We start from the raw sequence: 22759 nt of genomic DNA, 5'->3' as shown, positions 1-22759 counted from the left end.
CATGGCAGCTCCGGTCTATCGCTTCGGCGCGTACTCGCTGCACGCGGCGACGCGTGAGCTGTGCAAAGACGAGGTGCGCATCGCGCTGCCGCCGCGCGCCTTCGCATGTCTTTTGATGCTGATCGAGCAGCGCGGACGCGCGCTCGGCCGCGACGAACTGATCGGCACGCTGTGGCGGCACGGCGCCGCCTCGGACGTGCAACTCGGCCAGCTCGTCGTGCAATGCCGGCGCGCGCTCGACGACGACGGCCAGCGCCAATGGGCGATCCGCACCGTGGCCGGTTTCGGCTACCAATGGGCCGCGGCGACGAGCGTCGACGACGTGCCGGCACCGACACCGCCCCCGATCGTCGAGCCCGCCGACGCGTCGATGGCCGTCGCGACGACGCCGGCGCAACGTCCACGCCGCGGATGGATTCTGGCCGGCCTCGCTGCAAGCACTGTGCTCGTCATCGCCGCGATCGGGTTCGCTGTGTTTCGAAAGACACCGAGCGCGCCCGCTGCAGCCAGCGCCGAGCGCATCGTCGTACTGCCGCTCGCCGCCGGCGACGGCGACGAGCAGTGGCTGCGCCTGGGCGGCATGGATCTGATCGCCGATCGTCTGCGCCGCAGCGGCTTGACGGTGCAGCCGAGCGAACAGACGGTCGGCCAACTGCGCGCGCTCGAGGAGGCTGATCCCGCAGTGGCGCGCGATACGGCCGCTGCGTTGCGCCGCGCCGCGCCCGCGGCGACCTTGGTCGAAGGCACGATCGAGCAACGTCAGACGCGCTGGTTCGCCCGTGTGCAGGCCACGCGCGAAGGCCGGCCGGCGTCGATCGCGAACCACGACGACAGCAGCGCGATCGGCGCCGTGCGCGGCGCGGCCGATCGCCTGGTCGCCGCGCTCGGGCGCGTGCCGGCGGCAGCGGACACCGACAGCGTGGCCGAGACGCTGCAGCGCGCGCAGGCGGCGCTGTTGGCCAACCAGACCGACACCGCGCGCTCGATCCTGTTGGCCGACGCGCGCCTGGCGCACGACGCGCCGCGACTGCGCCTGCAACTGGCCGAAGTCGACGTTCGCGCGGGCCGTCTCGAAGAGGCACGCGTCGCGCTCGAACAGATGATCGACGCCGGCGGCGGCGAGCCGGCTTTCCGCGGCCAGCTGTATGCCGTGCGCGGCCTGGTCGCGGTGCGCTCGGGCGAATACGCGGCGGCCGGGCGCTGGTTCGCCGACGGCATCGAAGCGATCGGCGACGCCGCCGAACCGCAGCTGCGCGGGCGCCTGCACAACGGCCGCGGGGTCAGCCGCACGTCACTCGAAGATTACCCGGCGGCGCTGCTCGATTACGGCATCGCGCGCGATGCGTTCCAACGCGCCGGCGACGAAGGCGGCGTCGCACGCGTGGACGGCAACATCGGCGCGATGGAGTTGCTGCGCGCGCATCCGGCGCAAGCCGAACCCTACCTGGTCGCCGCGATCGCGCGCTTCGAAGCGCTCGGCCTGGTGCAGGAGCGCATCGGCGAGCTGCAGCTGTTGTTCGAAGCGCGCCGCGCGCAGCTCGACAACGAGCGCGCCTGGCAAGCAATGGACGCCTCGTGGGAACAGCGCGCACGCGTGCCGAGCCCGTACTCGCGCCTGTCGATGCGCCTCTACCGCACGCAGCAGCTGCTGCAGCAGGGTCGCCACAACGAAGCGAGCGAACTGCTCGACGATCCGGCCAACGACGGCCGCCCCGCCGACGTCGCCGAGAACGAGCGCATCCGCTTGCTGCGCGCGGAACTGGCCTGGCGCCGCGGCGACGGCAACGCCGCGCTGGCGGAACTGGCGCCGGTGCCGGTCGGCGCATTGGCGTCGGCCGACAGCGACTTGATCCGTGCCGACATCGAACTGCTGCGCGCGCGCATCGATCGTGCACTCGGCCGCGAGGCGGCGACGGCCGTGGACACGCCCGATCCGACCGCCGCGCCGAACGCGCGCACGCCGATCCGCCTTGCTGCGACTGCCAATCGCGCCTGGGCCGCCGCGCGTCACGACGACGCGGCACGCGCGTTCGGCGCCGCCTTCGCGCTGGCGCAGAGCCAAGGCGTGCCGCTGACGATCCTGCGCGTAGCGCAGGACTACGTCGACTTCCTGCTCGCGCAGGCGCGCGTCGACGACGCCGCCGCGATCGCCAATCAGGTCGCGCTGTGGGCGTCGAGCGACTACGACGCCGCGCTGGTGCAGCTCGCACTGGCCCGCGCGCAGGGGCGGCGCGAGGCCTGGGCGGCGGCGCTGGAGACGGCGCGCCGGCTGGCCGGCGAACGCGCCATTCCGCGCGCGCTCGGCGTGCCGCCGCCCTGAAACGGCGGCGCGAACGCGATCCGAGCACGATCCGAGCGCGATCCGAATGCCGCCGCAACGCACACGACGCAGGCTGCGCAGCCCCGTCCGCCGCGACGCCACGACCTGAGGAGTTTGCCGACATGCTGCGTTCCGCTTTCGCCCTGTCCGCCCTGCTGAGCCTGCCGGCGCTGACCGCGCACGCGGCCGAGGCGCCGCGCTATCACCTGACGCCGATCCTCATTCCCGGTGCCAGCGGCGTCTACGTCAACGACATCAACGAAGCAGGTCAAGCCGTCGGCTACTACATCGGCGAGCAGGGCAGCAACCAGGCCTTCCTGTTCGACGGCGGCCAGGTCGTGACCCTGCCGCGCCCGCCCGGCCGCGACGAGGCCATGGCCACCGCGATCAACAATGCCGGCCAGATTGTCGGTTACGCCAGCACCATCACCGAAGACGGCGCGCAGACCACCGCGCTGGTATGGAACGTCGCCGCGCCGAACGACTACCTGGTCATCGGCGACGACCAGGCAAACAAGCTCAACCCGTCCGACATCAACGACCTCGGCATCGTGGTCGGCCTCGCCTCGCAAGAAGGCGCCTTCCGTGCGTTCAGCTGGAGCGCAGCCGGCGGCCTGGTCGACGACGGCGTACCGCCCAACGGCGCCGACACCCAAGCCTATTGGTCGGCGATCAACAACGCCGGCACGATGGTCGGCGGCTGGAACGCGATCTTCGCCGTTTCGCACGCGACCACCGGCCAGTTCGGCACGCCCGGCATCCTGCCGATCGCCGCCGGCGTCGACGAGGTCGCCAGCATGGCGAACAACATCGGCGAGGACGGCACCGCGGTCGGCGAAATGGATGTGGACGGCAGCGGCAGCGCCGTGCCGGTGATCTTTCGCGACGGCGTCGCCAGCGCGATTCCCGGCGCCCTGCTCGGCCTCGAAAGCGGCGGCGCCTACGACATCAACGCCGACGGCACCATCGTCGGGCGTGCGCAGAATTTCGCCACCCTGAGCTTCAAGGCCTTCGTCTACGTCGACGGCGTCGCCTACGACCTGTTGCAGCAAAGCGACGACGACGCCGGTTATCCGTACCTGCTCAAGGCCAGCGCGATCAACGACCACGGCGTGATCGCCGGCAGCGGCCGTGTCGGCGACTTCGACGTCGGCAGCTTCATCGCCACGCCGCTGCCGGCCGACGCGATCTTCGCCGACGGCTTCGATCCCTAGCGCGGCGAGCCGTCGCTACGAGCCGCGGCGCGCCGCCGCGGCTTCGAGCAGGTGCACGCGTGTCGGTTGTTCGACCGGCACGCCGTCCTTGTCGCAGGAGCCGAGCTTGCACAGTTGTTCGCGCAAGGCGTCGGCGCTCTGCACCATGACGTGGAACAGCGCGTTCTGCTCCATCGAACCGCGCACCGCGGAGGCGCCGGGGCCGCGCGCATACACGGCGACGTCTTCGCCGCCGTGCGTTTCCGCCGACATCGGCACCAGCGCTTCCTGCTGGTAGTCGGGGCTTTCGGTGTCGACCTGGGTCAGGTCCGGGCGGCCGTTGCGCGCCGGTTGGTAGCCTTTGCCGTCGTGCGGATAGCGCTTGGGGCCTTCCGGCTGGCTGGCGCTGGCGCCGGTGTAGCCGGGACCGTTGGCATAGCTCAGCGTCGTGTAGGGCCGGCCGGTCGCGTCGGACGCGAGTTCCTTGTTCGGCGTGCCGTCGTCTTCGGGGTAATGCATCTTGCCGAGGATCGGATTGCCGCGCGCCGGATAGCCGACGAAATTCAACGTGTGGCTGTGGTCGGCGGTGACCAGGATCAGCGTGTCGGCGGCCGAGGTCATCTCGTTCGCGACCGCGACCGCTTTGGACAGCTCGATCGTTTCGGTCAGCGCGCGATGCGCATTGCCGGCGTGGTGCGCGTGATCGATGCGGCCGCCTTCGACCATCAAGAAATACCCTTTGGGATTCTTCTGCAGTATCGACAAAGCCGCGCGCGTCATGTCGGCCAGGTTCGGCTCGCCGGCCGGGTCGGTCGCGCGCTCGATCTCGTACTTCATGTGCTCGGGCTCGAACAAGCCGAGCAGATGGCGCGTCTTGGCCGGATCGATCGCGGAGAGCTGCTGCGCGTTCCAGACGTAGGCGGCGCCGGGCATCTTCTTCCAATCGGCGATCAGGTCGCGGCCGTCGAGGCGCTTGCCGGGCAGGTCGGCGTATTCCGGATCGCGCTGCGTGGGCGGCATGAACTCGGTGCGGCCGCCCCCAAGCGCGACGGTGACGCCGCCGCCGAACGGAAACTCGATCAGCTGGCGCGCGAAGTCGATGCAGCCGGCGGCGCGTTGGGCTTCGGGGATCTTGGCGTCGACCTCCCAATCGCGCTCCGACAGATGGCCATAGGTCGCAGCCGGCGTCGCGTGGGTGATGCGCGTGGTCGTGACCACGCCGGTCGACTGCCCGGCGACGGCGGCGAGTTCGAGCGCGCTGACCAGTTCGTGTCCCTTGCTGTCGGCGCAGCTGTAGCTTTTGGGTATCTGATCGATGCCGACGAAGCCGGCGCGCGTCTTCACGCCGGTCATGATCGCGGTCATGGTGCCGGCCGAATCGGGGGTCTGCTGGTCGGTTTCGTAGGTCTTGGAAAGCGCGGTCGCGGGGAAATTCTCGAAGCTGAGGCGGTTCTCCTCACCGCTGCCGCCTTTGCGCTGGCCGTCGAGGATGCGCGCCGCGGTGATGGTCGGAATGCTCATGCCGTCGCCGAGGAAGACGATCACGTTCTTAGCATGCGCGCGCGCCGGCGCGTTGGCGTGCGCAGCGGCGGCACCGTCGCGAAACCAGTTCGCCGGAGTCTCCTCGCGCTGCGCGCGAATCGTCGGCGTGCGCGCCGCTTCCACGCGCGTCGGCGCATCGGTGAGAGGACCGCTCGAAGTGGCGCAGGCGGCGAGGCCTACGCAAGCCAGCGCGCTGGCGGAAAGAGCGAACGAAGACCGACTGCGCATGAGCGAAACTCCCGAAACCGATCCGTACAGTATCGGGAATTTGGTGACCGCCTTGCTATAGCGCAGCGCACCGAAATGCGACTGCGATCGCGATCAACCCTCGACCGTTTCGCGCCGGCGCCGTTTGCGCTGTTCGCGACGTTCGGCCAAGTAGTGCTCGATCTGGACGATCGCCGGCCCGGCCGCGCGCACCGCGCGCACCAGCTGCGTATCGCTGACACCCAAACGTTCGGACCAGTAGCGACGCGAGTGCCAGCTTTCGACGTCGACGCGCGCGGTGTCGCACACGCCTTTGTGCGCGGCCGCCGCACGCTCCGCGAGCGTCGACGAGGCCACCGCGCCGGTCGAAAAAACTGCCGTGATTTGTCGCTCACTGACGAGGTGAGGCTTGTTCAAGCGCGTCATGGAACACCTTCCCGCCTGCGGTTCGCCGCCCAAATCCGTACTGCGGCTTGGATCAAGTCCTTTTCGCCAGCCGGCCGTCCTGGCTCCGCGAAAGGTGAATCAAGTTTCGTGCCATAGACGGCGCGAAAGGCTTGAAGGGGATCACACTTCGCCGAAGACGAGATCGCGACCGCTGCGCACGCCGACGTTCAATGCGTCGCGGACGACGCCGGCAGCAAGCGGATTTCGTCGATCGCCCACAAGGGATCGTGGCCCTCGCCGCTGAACTGGAAACACAGATCGTGCGGTCCGCTGCGCGGCGGCAGCGGCGCCGACAGCGTGCTCAACGCCGGATTGGACGCAGCCGCCGCCAGCGGCAACGCCGCCCACAGCGGGCCTTCGCAACCGTCGAGCCGGATCAGCAGCTCGCCCGGCGCGGACATCGGCCGCGGCCGCGGCACCACGTCTTTTATTTCTTTCCACAACTGGAAATTGTACGGCAGCTGCCCGACCACGGCCGTGATCGCAGCGACGCCGTCCAGCGGCGCCGCCGGCCAGATCCAGCACGGATCGAACAGGTCGACGTCGAAGAACGCACGAGAACCCTCGCGCGGCGCGTCGTCCTCCACGCGCAGGGTCAGCTTGCCGCGGCATTGCTGCAGGCGATCGCCCGAGCGATGCAACCGGCTCGCCGCGCTCAACTCGAAGCGCTGCACGGGACCTGCGCGCTCGGCGCCGAGGAAGGTCGCCGCACGCAGCTCACCCGACGCCGCCGGCGACAGCGTCTCGCGATACGCCGGCGAGCCGGCGTCGGGATCGCGACCGTCGAGCGTGTAGCGAATCGGCAAACCGGACTGACTCGACAGCACGATCCCCGCCCTGCCCGCCGGCGCCTGACTCTGCTCGGCCACCCGCACCTCGAACGCGCTGTCCGCCGCGTTGACGCCGAGCGCGTGCCAGCGCCGCATCTGCGGCAGCAGCCGCGCGACGAAGGCGTTCCAGTCGTGCGTCGCCGGCGGCGACCACAGCACTTCGGCCAGCGCGGCCAAGCGCGGAAACGCGGCGTGCTCGACGAAGGCCGGCGTGCGCAGATGCTCGGTCCACAGATTGCCCTGCGCGCCGAGCACGTGTGCCCTCGCTTCTTTTTCGAGCGCCTGCGGCAGCGGCTCGAAGGCGTAGATATCGGCCAAGCTGCGCACCGCGAAGCGGCCGCCGGGCTCGCCCGCAGCATCGCTCTGCAAATGATTGAGATACAGATCCGGACTCGGCGCCATCACCACGTCGTGCCCAGCGTGCGCGGCGTCGATGCCGCCCTGCGCGCCACGCCAGGACATCACCGTCGCATCGGCGGGAAGACCACCCTCGAGAATTTCGTCCCAGCCGATCAGGCGGCGGCCGCGCGCGGCGAGGTGTTGCTGCAAACGTCCGACGAACCAGCTTTGCAGCTTCGCCTCGTCGGCGACGCCGAGTTCGCGCCGCCGTGCCTGCACGCGCGGCGACGCCTGCCATTGATCCTTGACCGCCTCGTCGCCGCCGATGTGGATGTAGCGGCTCGGGAACAGCTCGATCACTTCGTCGAGCACGTTCTGCATGAAGACGAAGGTCGCTTCGTCGACGTTGAGCAGATAGCTGTGCACGCCCCAATCCGGCGACACCACCGGCGTATCGCCGGCCGAGCCGAGTTCGGGATACGCCGCGATCGCCGCCTGCATGTGCCCGGGCATGTCGATCTCGGGCACGATCGTCACGTTGCGCTCGGCCGCGTAGCGCACGATGCGGCGGATCTGTTCTTGCGTGTAGTAGCCGCCGTAGCGAACCGGCTGTCCGTTCGCGTCGGTGCCGGCCGCACCGGCCGGCCGGCGCCAGGCGCCGACTTCGGTCAAGCGCGGATAGCGCCGGATCTCCACGCGCCAACCCTGATCATCGGTCAGATGCCAGTGGAAGGTGTTGAGCTTGAGCAGGGCGAGCTGATCGATGAAGCGCTCGATGAACTCGGGCGGCTGGTAGTGGCGCGCGGAATCGAGCATCGCGCCGCGCCAGGCGAAGCGCGGCGCGTCGACGATGCGCAGCGCCGGCAGTTCGATCGAGCTCGCCCGTGCGGTGTCGCCGCTCAGCAGCTGCCACAGCGTGACGCCGCCGTAGAAAAGCCCGCGCGTCTCGCGCGCCCGCACCTGCACGCGCTGCGCATCGACCAGCAGTTCGTAGCCTTCACCGGCCGGCGCGTCGGCGTCGAGGCGGAACGTAATAGCGCCGTCGGCGGCGGCCTCCCCCGACCGCACGTCGAGACGCAAGCCGCGCGTATCGGCGAGCAAGGCGGCGAAGCGACGCGCGATCCCGAGCGCCTCGGCGTCGCGTGCATCGACGAGCAGCGGCATGCCATCGCGCACGAGGAACCGACCGGGCCGACGCTCGACCTCGGCCGGAACCGGCAGCAGCGGCAAAGCCGACTTCGCATCCGGCGCGACCGTCGCCCGCTTCGCGCAGCCAACGACAAGGCTCGCGGCGAACAAGGCCACCAGCACCGCACGCATCCCTTTTCTTTTTGTGCTCATGCCGGACCCCAAATACATGTGCTGTTCTTGAAAAGTGCGGCCATGGATGGCCGCCGGTAGACCAGCCGCAGCCGTAAATTTCAAAGGCTCCAGCAACCCAGCCCGATCGAAGCGATCAAGGACGATCGCAAAAACAAACCTCCGGCCAGGGATGGCCGCGGGTAGACCAGCCGCAGCCGCACATTCCGACGACCGCATCACCCAACCCGACTGACGCGATCACGGACGATCGCAAAAAAAAAGCGAGCCGGCACTCCGCCGGCCCGCAATCGCGTTGGAGATCAGAAGTTCACACGCAGGTTCGCCATGTAGCGCTGGCCGGTCGTGTAGTTGGCGAACAGTTGGTCTTTGTTGCCGACGGCGTATTGATGGTACTTCTCGTTGAGCAGGTTCATCGCATCGAAGGTGACCATCAGGTTCGGCGTGAAGCGCCAGCCGAGACTCGCGCTCAGATCGGCGTAGTCGTCGACCACCGCCGGCGGCGCGCCCGCGACGTAACCGCCGGCCAGGTAATGGCTGCGCCAGTTGTAGCTCAGGCGTGCGCTGAACGGACCCTTCTCGTAGTACGGACCGATGCTGACCGAGTTCTTCGACTGGTACGGCATCGGGTTGCCTTGGCTGGTCTCGCCGTCGGCATAGGTGTAGTTCGCCACCGCGCCGAAGCCGGTTTCGCCGAACGCCTGCTGGTAGCTCAGGGTCACGCCCTTGATCTTGCCGCTGCCGGCGTTGTGCGGACGGGAGACCTGATAGTCGCAGAAGCCGTCGGCGGTGCAGCCGCCGCTGCCGACCATGCTCGCCCATTGCGTCGGATCGGTATCGCGGATCGAGTTGTAGTGACGCTCGTTCGCGGGCGTGGTGTCGATGAAGTTCAGCACGTGCTTGAAGAACACCGACGCCGCCAGCACCGACTGCTCGGCGAAATACCACTCGGCCGACAAGTTGAAGTTGGTCGACTTGTACGGTTTCAAGCCGGCGTTGCCGCCGGTGCCGGTCAGCACGGTGTCGTTGAGGAAGGTGTTGTTGACCATCTGGTTGTACGGCGCCCAGGCGATCACTTGCGCGCCGGCGAAGCGCAGCACGACGTCGCTGCGCAGGTCGTAGACCAGGTTGAACGACGGCAGCACGTTGTTGTGGGTCGAACTCTTGGTCTGCCACCAGCCCGGCTGCGCCGGCAGGGTCGGCGCGATGCTGCCCGGCAGGTTGAAGCCCGAGCCGTCGGTCTTGGTGTGCACGTAGCGCAGACCGATGTTGCCGCGCCAGCCGTCGCCGCCGAAGTTCAGCTGCGTATAGGCGGCGGTGTTCTTCTGCGTCAGCGCCCAGGTGTTGTTGAGGTAGCTGCCCGGATCGGGATGGTCGCGATCGAGCGGGCTGTTGCGGATCCAACGCAGGATGTTGCCGCGGCCGACCTGGATGTGACGTCCGTGGTCGGGCGAGAACCCGGGGTATTCGCCGAGGATGTCGGTGAAGCCGATCGTGCCGACGTCGGCCAGCGTGCCCGGATTGACGCCGCCGTAGACGTTCAATGCGTAGTCTTCGTCGTGCTTGTTGTAGCGCACGCCGACCAGCAGCTGGTTGAAGAAGCCGCCGAGGTCCTTGCTGAAATCGAGCTGGCCGTAAGTCTCCTTCGCGCTCGCGGAGAAGATGCCGTTGTTGCCGAGCCAGCCGCCGCCCCAACGCGACGGATCGCGACCCGACGCGGGATCGTCGAGCGTATAGCCGTTGCGCATTGTCCAGCTGAAGTCGCCGTAGTAGACCGGCTCGAGCAGGTACTGGCCGATCTTCGGGTTCTCCGACTTGCTCACGCCGGCCTGGCCGCTCAAGCCCCAGCCTTCGCCGTGGTAGTTCAAGCGCAGGTCGGCGCCCTTGGTGGTGACCTCGGACTGACGCAGCTGGTTGTCGTAGATGATGCCGGCGTTCGGGCCGGAGGAATGGCCGGCGACGACCAGACCGTTGTTGCCCTGGGTCAGATGGTCGACCGCCGCCATCGTGCCGGCGTTCCAGTGGATGAAGTTGTAGACCGACTGGTTGTAGCTGTCGAAGTTCTCGCGAATCCACATGCCGCTCAAGGTTCCGTCGAACTGATCGTTCGGCTTGAACTGCAGGTTGACCACCGCGCTGTCGCGCTTGCGCGTCTGCTGGAAGTAGGCCGCGTTGATCTCGTCGGGCACCAGCGCGTTCGGATCGAGTTCGCCGCGGGCGACCTGTCCGGCCACGCCCGTGCTGTGCTCGGCGTATTCGGACACCTTGTGATAGTTGAAGATCTCGATGCCCTGACGATCGACTTTTTCTTCGTAGCGCTGCGCGGCGACGTTGAAGCCGAAGGTGCTTTCCTGGTTCTTCCAGTTGTACAGGATGGAACCGGTCGGGCGGCCGCTGCCGGCCTGGTCGTTGTAGTTGTAGCCGATCGAGCCCGAGACCGTGTTCGCCTCGAGGTCGAGCGGTTGGCGCGTGTGCATCATCACGGTGCCGCCGAGGCTGCCTTCCGGCAGGCGCGCTTCGGGCGACTTGAACACTTCCAGGCGGCCGAGGATTTCCGGCGCCAGCAAGGTGTAGTCGAAGCCGCGGTTGGGCTGCTCGCCGTACAGCCAGATCGCCTGCGCGACCGGATGCCCGTCGATGAAGGACAGGTTCAAGCTCGGATCGGTGCCGTCGATGCTGACGCGCTCGCCCTGGCCGAAGCGGCGATCGATGGTCACGCCTGGAATCGTCACCATCGCTTCGGCGACGTTGGTGTTGGGGAACTTGCCGATGTCCTCGGCGGTGATCGCATCGACGATCGCGTCCGCGTCGCGCTTGGTCTCGAGCGAGCGCTTGAGGCTCTCGCGGATGCCGTGCACGACGATGGTGTCCATCTCCTGCCCGGCCGGCGCGTCGGCCGGTGCGGCATCGGCGCCCGGGCTTTCCGGTGCCGCGGCCTCGACCGCTTCACCGGCGTGCGCGACGGCGGCGAGCGCGAATGCGGCGAGGATGCTCGCCGACAACAGCGTTCTCTTGCACTTCATCTTCGTTCCCCTCAGGTCGTGGTCTGCTGGCGCGTTCGCTGCACGCCGCTCGCCGGTTCTTGCCGGTCCTTGCTCGAAAGCGCCGCGGTCCCCGCGGGCCTGTCCGCGTCGCTCGCGCGACGTGTATTCCAATCGGTGTGTTCGGAGTCGCCGCCGCCGCGCTGGAAGAACCAGCTGGCCGCGCCGATGACGCCGAGGCGCGCGTGTTCGACCAGCCGCACCGGCGTGCGCGCGAGCACTTCGCGCATCACGCCCTTGTCGAGGAAGCGCTCAACGAAGCGGCTTTGCAGCAGCAGCGGTTTCATTTGCGGCAGTACGCCGCCGGCGAGGTAGACCCCGCCGCTGGCGCCGTACAGCAAGGCGAGATCGCCGAGCACGCTGCCGAACCAGCCGCAGAACACCTCGACCGCTTCGACCGCGTGCGCATCGCTGCGCGCGAGCGCCGCCGCGGTGATCTGCGCCGGCGTCCACGCATTCGCTTCGGCGCCGCGCAACGCGCGCACGGCGGCGTGCAGATTCGCAAGGCCGGTGCCCGACATCACGTCTTCGATCAGCACGCGCGCGCCGCGCCGGCGCAGCTCTTGCAGCAACGCGAATTCGAGTTCGCTGTCGGGCGCCAAGGTGGCCTGCCCGGCTTCGGTCGCCAGCACCAGCACGTCGTGCGGGCGGCCTTGGCGAGGGTGGGCGATGCGTACCGCGGCGCCGAGTCCGGTGCCGGGCCCGACCAAGAGAACCGGTCCGGCCGCATCTTGCGGCGGCCCGCTGAGCAGGCTGGTTTCGCTCGTATCGAGATGGCCGAGCGCATGCGCGGCGGCCTCGAAATCGTTGACGATGGCGAGCTCTTCCAAGCCCAGCTCGTCGCGCAGCGCGGAAATCGACACGCGCCACGGCAGGCTCAGATTCACCACCGCGTCGTCGATGATGTAACCGGCGATCGCCAGCGCGACGCGCTCGATCGGCGCATGCACGTGGGTGTCGCGGAAGCGCGCGATGATCGCAGCGAGGCTGGGGAAGTCGCCGCAGGCGTACTTCTCGTAGTGCGGCATCGCGAATGCGCCGCCGGCACCGGCATCGATCAGGGCGAGGCGCGCATGCGTGCCGCCGACGTCCGCCGCGATCAACCGCGCCGACTGCGCAAGGACCCGCTGTCCGAGTTCGCCGCTCACCCGTCTCCCTCTCCGTCGCGCTTCGCCGCACCGCCCCGTCGGCGATCGTGCGGAGGGCAGTCTCGAATGCGATGACAACGTTGTCAATCTTGCACTGCAAAATGACCAAAATGGGAAACCTGGTAAGTTCCGGGCTGGTCGACGCGCCCGCGGGATATGGACGAGCGCGCCTGCCGGAGGTTTCCTGCCAGGGAGAGGCGCCGGATTTTTCAGCCGACGCGGCGATCGGACGCCGCGATGACAACGTTGATACATCGCTGTCTCCGCCGCGGCCGAAAGCGCCTCCGCACGGCGGCCGCGACGGAGCTCGACGGGGAGAACCGCACAATGACAGCCGCCGCTCTTTCGAAGCCGCGCGACACGCTCACGCCGATGCTGGTGATCGGCCTTCTGTTCTTCATCTTCGGCTTCGTGACCTGGCTCAACGGTCCGCTGATCCAGTTCGTCGAGCTCGCCTTCGACTTGAACACCGTCAACGCGTTTCTGGTGCTGATGGTGTTCTACCTGTCCTACTTCTTCTTCGCTCTGCCGGCTTCGTGGCTGCTGCGCCGCACCGGCATGAAGAAAGGCATGGCGATCGGCCTGCTGGTGATGGCGGCCGGCGCGCTCGCGTTCGGCGAATTCGCCGTGCAGCGCTGGTATCCGGGCGCGCTGCTTGGCCTGTTCGTGATGGGTGCCGGCGTCGCTCTGCTGCAGACCGCGGCCAATCCCTACATCAGCATTCTCGGTCCGATCGACAGCGCGGCGCAGCGCATCGCCTTCATGGGTATCTGCAACAAGGTCGCCGGCATCCTCGCGCCGGTCGTGCTCGGCGCGCTGGTATTGCATGGCCTGGGCGATCTGAAGACGCAGATGCAAACCGCCGACGCCACCGCCAAGGCCGCCTTGCTCGATGCGTTCGCCGCGCGCATCCACCTGCCCTACGTCGCGATGGCGGTCGTGCTGGCTGTACTCGGACTGTGGATCGTGCGTTCGCCGCTGCCCGAGATCCGCGCGTCCGAGGTCAACCGCGCACGCGAGGACGGCGGCGCCGACACTAAGGGCCTATCGGCCTATCCGCACCTGTGGCTCGGCGTGCTGTGCCTGTTCCTCTACGTCGGCGTCGAGGTCATGGCCGGCGATGCGATCGGCACCTACGGCCGCAGCTTCGGTCTGCCGGCGGACGAAACCAAGTTCTTCACCTCGTTCACCCTGGCGGCGATGCTGGCCGGCTATCTGGCCGGCCTGGTCGCGATTCCGCGCTTCGTCTCGCAGGCGCGTTATCTGGCCTTGTCGGCCGTGCTCGGCGCGCTGTTCTCGCTCGGCGCGTTCTTCAGCAAGGGCTATGTCTCGGTCGGTTTCGTCGCCGCGCTCGGCTTCGCCAACGCGATGATGTGGCCGGCGATTTTTCCGCTCGCGATCGCGGGCCTGGGCCGGCTCACCGAAACCGGCTCGGCGCTGTTGATCATGGGCATCGCCGGCGGCGCCTTGGTGCCGCAGCTGTTCGCCTTGCTGCGCGAGAAGCACGATTTCCAGCTCGTGTTCATCGCGATCATGCTGCCGAGCTACTTGTACATCCTGTACTACGCGCTGCGCGGGTATCGCGCCGGACATCGCTAGAGCGGATACGCACGGGATACACGTCTCCACCGCGCGCGGGAACGACATCGGCCTTCGAGCGGAAGGCTGATGCGAAGCTTTGTGGAACGTTGCGAGGATTCTCTCAGCCGTCGCGCGAAGCGCGACGACCTCTCCCGCTCGCGGGAGAGGTGAACTCTCTCAGTGCGCGCCTTCGAGCGCGACGCCGTGCTGCTGCAGCCAGGTCTTCACCGCATCGCGCTGGCGGCGCACGTCGGCGGCGAGCACGGCGTCCTTGGTCATGAACAGGTAGCGCTGAAAGGTCACGCCCTGCACGTTCTTCAAGGTCGGATTCGCGCCGGCCTCGAGCAACTGCAGCACGCGGCCCGATTCGTTGATCTGCGCGGCGACGTGCAGCGCGGTGTCGCCCTGGCGATCGGTGAGGTCGAGCTTGGCGCCGGCACGCAGCAGGCGATCGGCATTCTCGGCGCGCTCGGCCATCAGCGCGGCCATCAGCGGCGTCGCCTGCGTGATCGTATTGGGCGTATCCGGGCTGACGCCGCGTCCGAGCAGCGTTTCCAGCCAATACGGCGTGTCCGCCTGCGCCGCCAGATGCACGGCGGTGGTGCCGCCGGCGTCACCGCGGGTCGGATCGGCGCCCGCCGCGAGCAGCGCTTCGAAACCGCGCCGGCTCTGGTTCAACATCGCCCATTGCAGCAGCGGCAGGCCGCGCGCGCCCTGCGCATTCGGATTGGCGCCGTCGGCGACCAGCTTGCGAATGCGCAGCTCGTCGCCGGCCTTGACCGCGTCGGCCAGCGCCGCCGCCGCAGGCTCGGTGAAAGTCTGTTGAGTGGTCATCGAACGAGATCCCGATTGGCCGCAGGCGGCGCCGCAGACGAGGAGCATAAGGCAGGCCCAACGCGCGAAGCGAGTCGCGCGCGAAAACCCGAGGGAAGCGAGGCGCAGGGTCATCGATCCGAATCAAGGCGTAACGAAGCGCCGCGGCGCGAGGCTGCGAGCATAACGAAACCGATGTGCCCGATCAGACCGATGGCGCGAACTTACCAGTTCCAGGGCAGCAGCTTGCTCGCCTTCTCGCCGACCCATTTGGCGCCGTCGGAAACCGTATTGCCGACCCACTTGGCGCCGTCGACCGCCTTGTCGCCGACCCACTTGGCGCCTTCGACCGTCTTCTCGCCCACCCACTTGGCGCCCTCGACGGTCTTCTCGCCGACCCACTTGGCGCCCTCGACCGTCTTCTCGCCCAGCCACTTGGCGCCTTCGACGGTCTTCTCGCCGGCCCACTGCAGGCCGTCGCCGGCTTTGTCGAGACCCCATTCGAGGCCGTCGCCGACCTTGTCGGTGAGCCAGGACACGCCCTTGCCAAGCGCGTCGGTGCCCTTGCTGAGCAGGTTGCCGCCGCCTTCGATCAGGCCGGCGACGAAATTGGCCGGCTTTTCGAGTCCGACCGACTTGCCGACGTCGCGCACGAACTGCCCGGCGGTGTCGGTCACGTTCTGCGCGACCTTGCCGACCGTCGATACGCCGTCGGCGACGACCTTGCCGGCCAGATCCAAGCCGCCGTCGACCACGTCGCCGGCGATGCTGGCGGTGCCTTCGATGAACTTGCCGTTGGCGAACTCGTTCTGCACCACGCCGCGGATATCGCCGGCGGTGTTCTTGACCACGTCGATGCCGTCAGTGACGACGTTCTTGACGCCGCCGATCAGGCTGCCGATCGTGTTGAACTCGAACTCGCTGACGTTCTGTACGGTGTTGGACAAGAGGCCCGGATTGGTCGCGTCGTAAGGCGTGCGCGTACGCAGCGCTTCGACGTAGGAGGTGCCGTCGCCGCTGCCGCCGTGCGCGCCGATGATCGGCTTGGTGCCTTCCGGCAGCGCGATGCGCAGCTCGTGACCGACCGCGTTCGGCGGCGAGATGGTCAGCGGCGTGAACGGAATCGGGATCGCCGGGATGTCCTGCTGCGCCAGAGTCAGCGGATCGGAATTGACCGTGTAACGGCGCACCTGGCCGCTGTCGGCGACCTGGTCGCGCACCGCGTTCGGATTGAAGCCGAGGCCACGCAGCGTTTCGTTGCTGAGGCCGGCCGCGTTGAAGGTGACCGCGCTAGCGTCGGTGGCGAGCGCGCCGGCGGAAGCGAGACCGCCGCCGAGCGAGTGGCCGGTGAACACGACGTTGCCGTCGCCGAACGCGACTTCGGCCTTCTTGGCCAGACTGATCGCCTGGTTGTACTGCTTGGTCTCCAGACCAAATGCCTGGGTCGCATCGGCGCCGATGTCGGGCAGCTGCGACGGATCAGTGCCGGCGTAGGCGACGACGTACTGGCCCTGCTGGTTCTGGTAGATCGCGGCGCGGAAGCCGGTCGAAGGATCTTCCAGCGCGGCCGGATCGATGTTGACGCGGTTGCCGTTGCCGTCGACCAGGTGATCGGGATTCTCGCCCGGCGCCGGCTGCAGGCGCGTCCAGCCGGCCGCCTTCAGTTCCGCTTCCGACTGCGTGCCGGTCGCGTGCGTGGTGCCGTTGGGCAGGGTGTAGGAGTCGTTCGCCATCTGCGCCAGCTGCAGATCGGTCTGCTGCTGCGGCGCCTTGCCGCCGACTTGGGCGCTGAAGCGGCCGTCGCCGACCGGCGCGGGCTGCTGCGATTGCGGTTGCAGCTGGGAGCGCGGCGGATCGGGCGGCGGCAGCGAAGACAGCCGGGAGGTGGAGTCGTAGGCGTTGATCGCGGACATGGCACCACCCGAGCTTGCGGACGATGCTTTCAGCTTCGCAGGCCAAACGGCCGCGGCCTAGCTAGGAAAAACCCTATGCGACGGCACGTGACCGGTTTCACGATCCGGGCGCGGCCGCTAGGATGGCCGCAACCAGTGCAAGGCGGACCGCGGTGAACCGACCCACGATCAAGGACGTCGCGCGCCGCGCGAAGGTGTCGCTCAAAACCGTCTCGCGCGTCATCAACAACGAGCTGTCGGTGCGCGAGGCCACGCGCGAGCGCGTGCAGCGCGCGATCGACGAACTCGACTACGAGCCGGACCAGTCCGCGCGCAGCCTGCGCAGCGCGACCTCCTACGCGCTAGGCCTGGTCTACGACAACCCCAACCCTTACTACGTCATCAGCGTGCAGAACGGCGTGCTGTCGGCCTGTCGCGAGCAGGGTTTCGGCCTGCAGATCCATCCCTGCGACTCGCGCGTGCCCGACCTCGCCGACGAGTTGCTCGACCTGGTGCGCCGCGCGCGCCTGGCCGGTCTGGTGCTGGCGCCGCCGATGTCCGAGCGGATGGACCTGATTCGTCTTCTGGCCGAGAACGACGTTCGCCTGGTGCGCATCCTCTCCGCGGCCGAAGATCCGAACGACGGCTACCCTTGCGTCTACGTCGACGATCGCGACGCCGCCTACGACATCACCGAGCATCTGATCCAGCTCGGCCATCAGCGCATCGGCTTTCTCTGGGGCGGCGTCGAACACCGCTCCAGCCCCGAGCGCTTCAAGGGCTACGAGGCCGCGCTGAAGGCCTACGACATTCCGCTCGACAAGAAGCTGGTGATTCCCGGCGACTATTCCTTCGAAGACGGTTTCCGCGGCGCGCGCCGGCTGTTCGCGCTGCGCGACCGCCCGACCGCGATCTTCGGCTCCAACGACGAAATCGCCGCCGGCGTGCTCGCCGCGGCCAAGGCGAACGGCATCGACGTGCCCTACGAGTTGTCGATCGCCGGCTTCGAGGACAGCCCGTTCTCCAAGCAAAGCTGGCCGGCGCTGACCACCGCCAAACAGGCCACCGAAGACATCGCGCGCCACGCCGCGCTGCGCCTGATCGCGGAACTGAAGCCGTCGGCCGCGGCAGCGCCGCCGGCCAATCGCGGCTTCAGCCCGCAACTGGTCATTCGCGATTCGACCGCGCGCGTGCGCACCGCCGCGTCGACCTGATACAGCACGCTCGCAACTCCATGCCGTCGGTCGAGTCGCACGATGTCTGGATCGACGGCAATGTCTCGATCGAGGGCAATGGCGGCCGCCTGTTCGCGCGGTGCTGGACTCCCGCGGGCGAGCACGCGACGCGGCCGCCGATCGTTCTCTTGCACGATTCGCTCGGTTGCAGCGAACTCTGGCGCGATTTTCCCGCGCGCCTCGCACTCGCCTGCGGCGCTCGCGTGATCGCCTACGACCGCCTCGGTTTCGGCCGCTCCGATGCGCATCCCGATCGATTGAAGCGCGATTTCATTCACGCCGAAGCGCGCACCGACTTCCGCCGCGTAGTCGAGACGCTGCAGCTCGACGCCTTCGTCGCGTTCGGCCACAGCGTCGGCGGCGGCATGGCGGTCGGAGCCGCGGCCGCGTATCCGAATGCGTGCCGCGCGCTGATCACCGAATCGGCGCAAGCCTTCGTCGAAGACCGCACGCTCGCCGGCATCCGCGCGGCGCAACACTCGTTCGCGCACGCCGGCCAGATCGAACGACTGCGCAAATATCACGGCGACAAAGCGGCATGGGTGCTCAGCGCGTGGATCGACACCTGGCTGGCCGCGGATTTCGCCGCTTGGAATCTCGATGAAGACTTGCACGCGGTGACCTGCCCCACCCTGGTCTTGCACGGCGGCCACGACGAATACGGTTCGGCGCGGCATCCGCAGCGCATCGCCGACGGCGTCCGCGGTCGCTCGACGATGCAACTCTTGCCCGATTGCGGTCACGTCCCGCATCGCGAGGACGCCGAGCTTGTGCTCCGCCTGGTCGCGCCGTGGCTGGCGACAGCGGTTGCGGCCTGAGCGCGATCAGCGATTCCAAGCCGCGAACTGCGCGTTCTCGCGCAAGGGCTGATACAGCGCGTCGCGCATTTCTTCGCGCGCCCAAGCCGGATTGATCGAGACGAACACGCCGAGACAGTCGAGCGCGCGTTCGCGCTCGCCGAGCGTCATCGCCAATCGCGCCGCGCGCCGCCAGATCCGATCCCAGCCGTGGCTCAAGCGCAGCGCTTCGGAAATCGCCGCGTCCGCTTCGGGCCGCGCACCTTTCTTCGCGAACCGCTCGGCGCGCAGCATCGCATCGTGCGCGCTGCGCTGATCGAACAGTCGGCGCAGATCGCGGATCGGTTCGGCGGCGCCGTCGACACGCAGGTCGACGTCCTGCCAGGCGCCCTCGGGCGTGCGCACCAGCAAGGCCGCCGACATGCGCCCGATGCTCTGCCCGCCGGCGCGCTCGCCCGCTTCCAACGCGGTCAACAAGCGCTGCGCCAGCGTTCCTTGCGTGCGGCCGAAGGTCTCGCGCATCGCGCCGACCACCTGCGCGCCGGCGAGCCCGTTGCCTTGCGCGGAATAGCCCTCGCCGTGCTCGGCACCGGCCCAGTTCGCGCGCTGCGCGGCAGCGCCGGTGTACGCGGCCGAGCGGCCCTTGGCGTCGACCAGACCGAGCTGACGCTCTTCGATCGTGCCGCCGTCGAATCCGCCGTCGCCGTCGAGCAGCCGCTGGATCACCGCTTCGGGCGCCGTGCCGGCGGCGAGCAGGCCGAGTCCTTTCGCGCCGTAGTTCGGATTGGTTTCAAACTGCGTCGCCAACGCGCCGACGCGCGCCTGCGCGTAGATCACGCTGGCGCCGACTGCGAGATTGTTGGTCGCCACCGCCGCGCCGCAATTGCCGTCGCGGTCGCAAGCCACGATCGAATACGTCGCCGCCGCCGGCATCGCGGCGAGTAGCGAGGCCAGCGCCAGGCCGAGCAAAGCCGCACGCCGCCGGCTCGATTTCGCACGCATCGAAAAAACTCCCAGAAGAAAACGGACGGTCGCGCCGCTGCGCTTGGATGCAGCGCTTCGGCGAAAGGTTGCGCGCGCGCCGGAACAAACTGGTATTGAAGTGGTATAGTCGCCGCATGACCGCCGCCGCCACCCGTCCGCTCGCCTATCTCGATCTGCGCGGCGCGCTGCAACGCCAGATCGAGCAGGGCGCGCTGGTGCCGGGGCAACCGCTGCCGGGCGAGCGCGAACTGGCCGAGCGCCACGGCGTGTCGCGCGTCACCGTGCGCAAGGCGATCGCCGGCCTGGTCGCCGACGGGCTGTTGGTGCAGCGGCACGGCTCGGGCACCTTCGTCGGCGCGCGCATCGTGCGGCCGTTCTCGCATCTGGCCAGCTTTTCCGAGGAACTGCGCGCACGCGGCATCGCCGCGCGCAGCGAGACGCTGGCGAGCGAAGCCGGCGCGGCCACGCCGGACGAGGCGATGGCGCTGAACCTGGCGCCGGGCACGCGCGTGATCCGCTTGCGCCGCCTGCGCTTCGGCGGCGACCAGCCGCTCGCGCTCGAACGCAGCGTCTTGCCCGCGTTCGCCTTGCCGAACGCGCGCGAGGTCGGCGATTCGTTGTACGCGGCGCTCGATCGCCGCGGCCTGCGCCCGCGCCGCGCTTTGCAACGGCTGCGCGCGGTCGCCTTCGACGACGAAGCGGCGCGCCTGCTGCGCGTGAAAACCGGCAGCGCCGGTCTTCTGATCGAGCGGCGCGGCTTTCTCGCCGACGGCCGCGTGGTCGAACTCACCCATTCCCACTATCGCGGCGATGCTTACGACTTCGTCGCCGAACTGAAGAGCGACTGACATGACCCTCGCCGCCCCACGCGCGCCGGAAACGACACGCATGTACCAGGAGGCACGCGAGAGCGGCGCCGTCATCGCGCATCAACTCGAAGCGAATGCGAGCCTGGTGCGCAGCCTCGCCGCCGCACTGCGCGCCGAGCCGCCGCGCCTGATCGCGACCGGCGCGCGCGGCAGCTCGGACAATGCGGCGACCTACGCGAAGTACTTGTTCGAGACGCGCCTCGGCGTGACCACCACCTCAGCCGCGCCGTCGGTGCAGTCGATCTACGCCGCGCCGCAAGACCTCGAAGGCGCGCTGTTCCTGGCGATCTCGCAATCGGGCCGCAGCCCGGATCTGCTCAAGCAGGCCGAAGCGGCCAAGCGCGCCGGCGCGCGCGTGGTGGCGCTGGTCAACGTGGAGGATTCGCCGCTGGCGGAGCTGGCGGATTTCCCGCTGCCGCTGCGCGCCGGGCCCGAACGCAGCGTCGCGGCGACCAAGAGTTTTCTGTGTTCGCTCTCCGCGCTCCTGCACCTGGTGGCGGAATGGAAGCAGGACGCAGCGCTGCGCACCGCGCTCGCCGGCGTGCCGGCGGCGCTCGATGCGGCCTGGTCGAGCGACTGGTCGGCGCTGGTCGACGGACTGGTCTCAGCGCAGCATCTGTTCGTGGTCGGCCGCGGCCTCGGCCTCGCCGCGGCACAAGAAGCCGCGCTCAAATTGAAGGAAACCTGCGGTCTGCACGCCGAAGCGTTCAGCGCGGCCGAGGTGCAGCACGGGCCGATGGCCCTGGTCGAGCGCGATTTTCCGGTGCTGTTCTTCACGCAAGACGACGACAGTCGCGAGGGTACGCTCGAAGTCGCGGCCAAGTTTCGTGCGCGCGGCGCGCGCGTGTGGGTTGCCGGCAGCGACTACGGTCATACCTTGCCGCTGCCGGCACCGCTCGATCCGGTCTGCGCGCCGCTGGTCGCCGTGCATCGCTTCTACGCCGCCGCCAACGCGCTCGCGCTGCGGCGCGGGCGCGATCCGGATACGCCGCCGCATCTGAACAAGGTCACCGAGACGGTTTGATGACGACCGCCCTGCTCAACGGCCGCGTGCTGACGGCGGACGGCTTCCGCGACGATCTCGCCGTGCTGCTCGAAGATGGCCGCATCGAAGCCCTGCTCGACGCCGGCGACGCGCGCGTACGCGACGCCGACCGCTACGACCTCGGCGGCCACGTGCTCTTGCCCGGCTTCATCGACGTGCAGGTCAACGGCGGCGGCGACGTGCTGTTCAACGACGCGCCGACGGTGGAGACGATCCGCCGCATCGGCGCCGCGCATCGGCGCTACGGCACCACCGGCTTTTTGCCGACCTTGATCAGCGACGACGTCGAGGTCATGCGCGCCGCGATCGCGGCGGTCGACGCGGCGATCGCCGACGGCGTGCCCGGCGTGCTCGGCATCCATCTGGAAGGACCCTACATCGCGCCGGAGCGCCGCGGCGCGCACGATGCGGCCAAATTCCGCGTGCCCGACGCGCACGAGATCGAATTGGTCGGCTCGCTGCGTAACGGCGTCACCGTGCTGACCCTGGCCCCCGAACGCGTCGCGCTCGAACGCGTGCGCGAACTGGCCGCGCGCGGCATCCTCGTCTGCATCGGCCACAGCGCGGCCAGCTACGAGCAGGCGCGCGCGGCGCTCGACGCCGGCGCGCGCGGCTTCACCCATTTGTACAACGCGATGTCGCCGCTGCAAGGACGCGCGCCCGGCGTGGTCGGCGCCGCGCTCGAAGATCGCGCCAGCTGGTGCGGCCTCATCGTCGACGGCGAGCACGTGCACGCGGCCGCGCTGCGCGTCGCGCTGGCGGCCAAACCGCGCGGCAAGCTGCTGCTGGTCACCGACGCGATGCCGCCGGTCGGCGGCCACAGCGACCGCTACGTACTCGCCGGCGAAACCATCACCTGCCGCGACGGCCGCTGCGTCAGCGCCGACGGCGTGCTCGCCGGTTCCGCTCTCGACATGGCGGCGGCCGTGCGCAACACGGTCGCCACGCTCGGGCTCGAACTCGACGAGGCGGCGCGCATGGCGGCGAGTTATCCGGCCGACTTCCTCGGCCTTTCGCAGTCGCACGGACGCATCGCGCCCGGCCTGCGTGCGGACTTGGTCGAGCTGGAACGCGATTTCAGCGTGCGGCGCAGCTGGATCGGCGGCGTCGCATCGGACTGAACGCGGCGACGCGCTTAAGCTTGGCCTAAGCCGGC

Annotated in this window: 16 protein-coding genes; 8 read left to right on the top strand and 8 right to left on the bottom strand. The window is 68.7% G+C overall.

The genetic code is table 11. The features are described 5' to 3' along the window. The first annotated feature begins 1 nt into the window (after window position 1). Complete coding sequence (locus tag AC3QL3_RS01490; protein WP_492896482.1) at window positions 2-2320, top strand: winged helix-turn-helix domain-containing protein; 2319 nt, start codon at window positions 2-4, stop codon at window positions 2318-2320. Between the two features lie 122 nt (window positions 2321-2442). Next, window positions 2443-3534, top strand: a complete 1092-nt coding sequence (locus tag AC3QL3_RS01485; RefSeq protein ID WP_492896481.1) for a hypothetical protein — start codon at window positions 2443-2445, stop codon at window positions 3532-3534. A 15-nt stretch (window positions 3535-3549) separates the two neighbouring features. Here the strand turns inward: AC3QL3_RS01485 and AC3QL3_RS01480 are convergent, their stop codons facing one another. The 5 genes from AC3QL3_RS01480 to glk all read right to left on the bottom strand — a co-directional run bounded on the left by AC3QL3_RS01480 (window position 3550) and on the right by glk (window position 12387). Continuing rightward, complete coding sequence (locus tag AC3QL3_RS01480) at window positions 3550-5283, bottom strand: alkaline phosphatase family protein (RefSeq protein WP_492896480.1); 1734 nt, start codon at window positions 5281-5283, stop codon at window positions 3550-3552. Window positions 5284-5376: 93 nt separating this feature from the next. Beyond that, window positions 5377-5721: a DUF3606 domain-containing protein gene (locus tag AC3QL3_RS01475; RefSeq protein WP_492896479.1), complete on the bottom strand. Its 345-nt coding sequence runs from the start codon at window positions 5719-5721 to the stop codon at window positions 5377-5379. A 155-nt stretch (window positions 5722-5876) separates the two neighbouring features. Continuing rightward, window positions 5877-8219, bottom strand: a complete 2343-nt coding sequence (locus AC3QL3_RS01470) for a beta-N-acetylhexosaminidase (RefSeq protein WP_492896478.1) — start codon at window positions 8217-8219, stop codon at window positions 5877-5879. Between the two features lie 281 nt (window positions 8220-8500). Beyond that, window positions 8501-11221: a TonB-dependent receptor gene (locus tag AC3QL3_RS01465; protein WP_492896477.1), complete on the bottom strand. Its 2721-nt coding sequence runs from the start codon at window positions 11219-11221 to the stop codon at window positions 8501-8503. A gap of 11 nt (window positions 11222-11232) precedes the next feature. Beyond that, window positions 11233-12387 (bottom strand): glucokinase, encoded by a 1155-nt coding sequence (glk, locus tag AC3QL3_RS01460; protein ID WP_492896476.1) that lies wholly within the window; start codon window positions 12385-12387, stop codon window positions 11233-11235. Between the two features lie 327 nt (window positions 12388-12714). On the opposite strand from glk, the gene AC3QL3_RS01455 reads away from it, so the two are divergent. Further along, on the top strand, window positions 12715-13986 hold the full coding sequence (locus AC3QL3_RS01455) for a sugar MFS transporter (RefSeq protein WP_492896475.1): 1272 nt from the start codon (window positions 12715-12717) through the stop codon (window positions 13984-13986). A gap of 159 nt (window positions 13987-14145) precedes the next feature. Here the strand turns inward: AC3QL3_RS01455 and AC3QL3_RS01450 are convergent, their stop codons facing one another. Then, the gene (locus tag AC3QL3_RS01450; protein WP_492896474.1) at window positions 14146-14802 is read right to left on the bottom strand and encodes an ankyrin repeat domain-containing protein; all 657 of its coding nucleotides are present in this window, start codon (window positions 14800-14802) and stop codon (window positions 14146-14148) included. A 203-nt stretch (window positions 14803-15005) separates the two neighbouring features. Continuing rightward, the gene (locus AC3QL3_RS01445; RefSeq protein ID WP_492896473.1) at window positions 15006-16694 is read right to left on the bottom strand and encodes a Tle-like phospholipase domain-containing protein; all 1689 of its coding nucleotides are present in this window, start codon (window positions 16692-16694) and stop codon (window positions 15006-15008) included. Between the two features lie 122 nt (window positions 16695-16816). Between AC3QL3_RS01445 and AC3QL3_RS01440 the strand changes: the two genes are divergently transcribed. Both AC3QL3_RS01440 and AC3QL3_RS01435 read left to right on the top strand, forming a co-directional pair. Next, window positions 16817-17887 carry a LacI family DNA-binding transcriptional regulator gene (locus AC3QL3_RS01440; RefSeq protein WP_492896472.1) on the top strand — a complete coding sequence of 357 codons (1071 nt, stop codon included), beginning with the start codon at window positions 16817-16819 and terminating at the stop codon, window positions 17885-17887. A gap of 20 nt (window positions 17888-17907) precedes the next feature. Further along, window positions 17908-18726: an alpha/beta fold hydrolase gene (locus tag AC3QL3_RS01435; RefSeq protein WP_492896471.1), complete on the top strand. Its 819-nt coding sequence runs from the start codon at window positions 17908-17910 to the stop codon at window positions 18724-18726. Between the two features lie 6 nt (window positions 18727-18732). Here AC3QL3_RS01435 and AC3QL3_RS01430 read toward each other — a convergent pair whose 3' ends face one another. Next, window positions 18733-19707 (bottom strand): DUF1028 domain-containing protein, encoded by a 975-nt coding sequence (locus tag AC3QL3_RS01430; RefSeq protein ID WP_492896470.1) that lies wholly within the window; start codon window positions 19705-19707, stop codon window positions 18733-18735. A 116-nt stretch (window positions 19708-19823) separates the two neighbouring features. On the opposite strand from AC3QL3_RS01430, the gene AC3QL3_RS01425 reads away from it, so the two are divergent. The 3 genes from AC3QL3_RS01425 to nagA are packed head-to-tail and all read left to right on the top strand — an operon-like array spanning window position 19824 to window position 22724. Beyond that, the gene (locus tag AC3QL3_RS01425) at window positions 19824-20537 is read left to right on the top strand and encodes a GntR family transcriptional regulator (RefSeq protein WP_492896469.1); all 714 of its coding nucleotides are present in this window, start codon (window positions 19824-19826) and stop codon (window positions 20535-20537) included. Between the two features lies 1 nt (window position 20538). Continuing rightward, on the top strand, window positions 20539-21582 hold the full coding sequence (locus AC3QL3_RS01420) for an SIS domain-containing protein (RefSeq protein WP_492896468.1): 1044 nt from the start codon (window positions 20539-20541) through the stop codon (window positions 21580-21582). Next, complete coding sequence (nagA, locus tag AC3QL3_RS01415; RefSeq protein ID WP_492896467.1) at window positions 21582-22724, top strand: N-acetylglucosamine-6-phosphate deacetylase; 1143 nt, start codon at window positions 21582-21584, stop codon at window positions 22722-22724. Before AC3QL3_RS01420 ends, nagA begins: the two co-directional genes overlap by 1 nt. The last annotated feature ends 35 nt before the right edge of the window (window positions 22725-22759 follow it).

The organism is Dokdonella sp. GW821-FHT11D02 (genome assembly GCF_058808595.1).
Note: the sequence above shows the minus strand (reverse complement) of the source record. Positions and strands in the feature narration are given on the sequence as shown.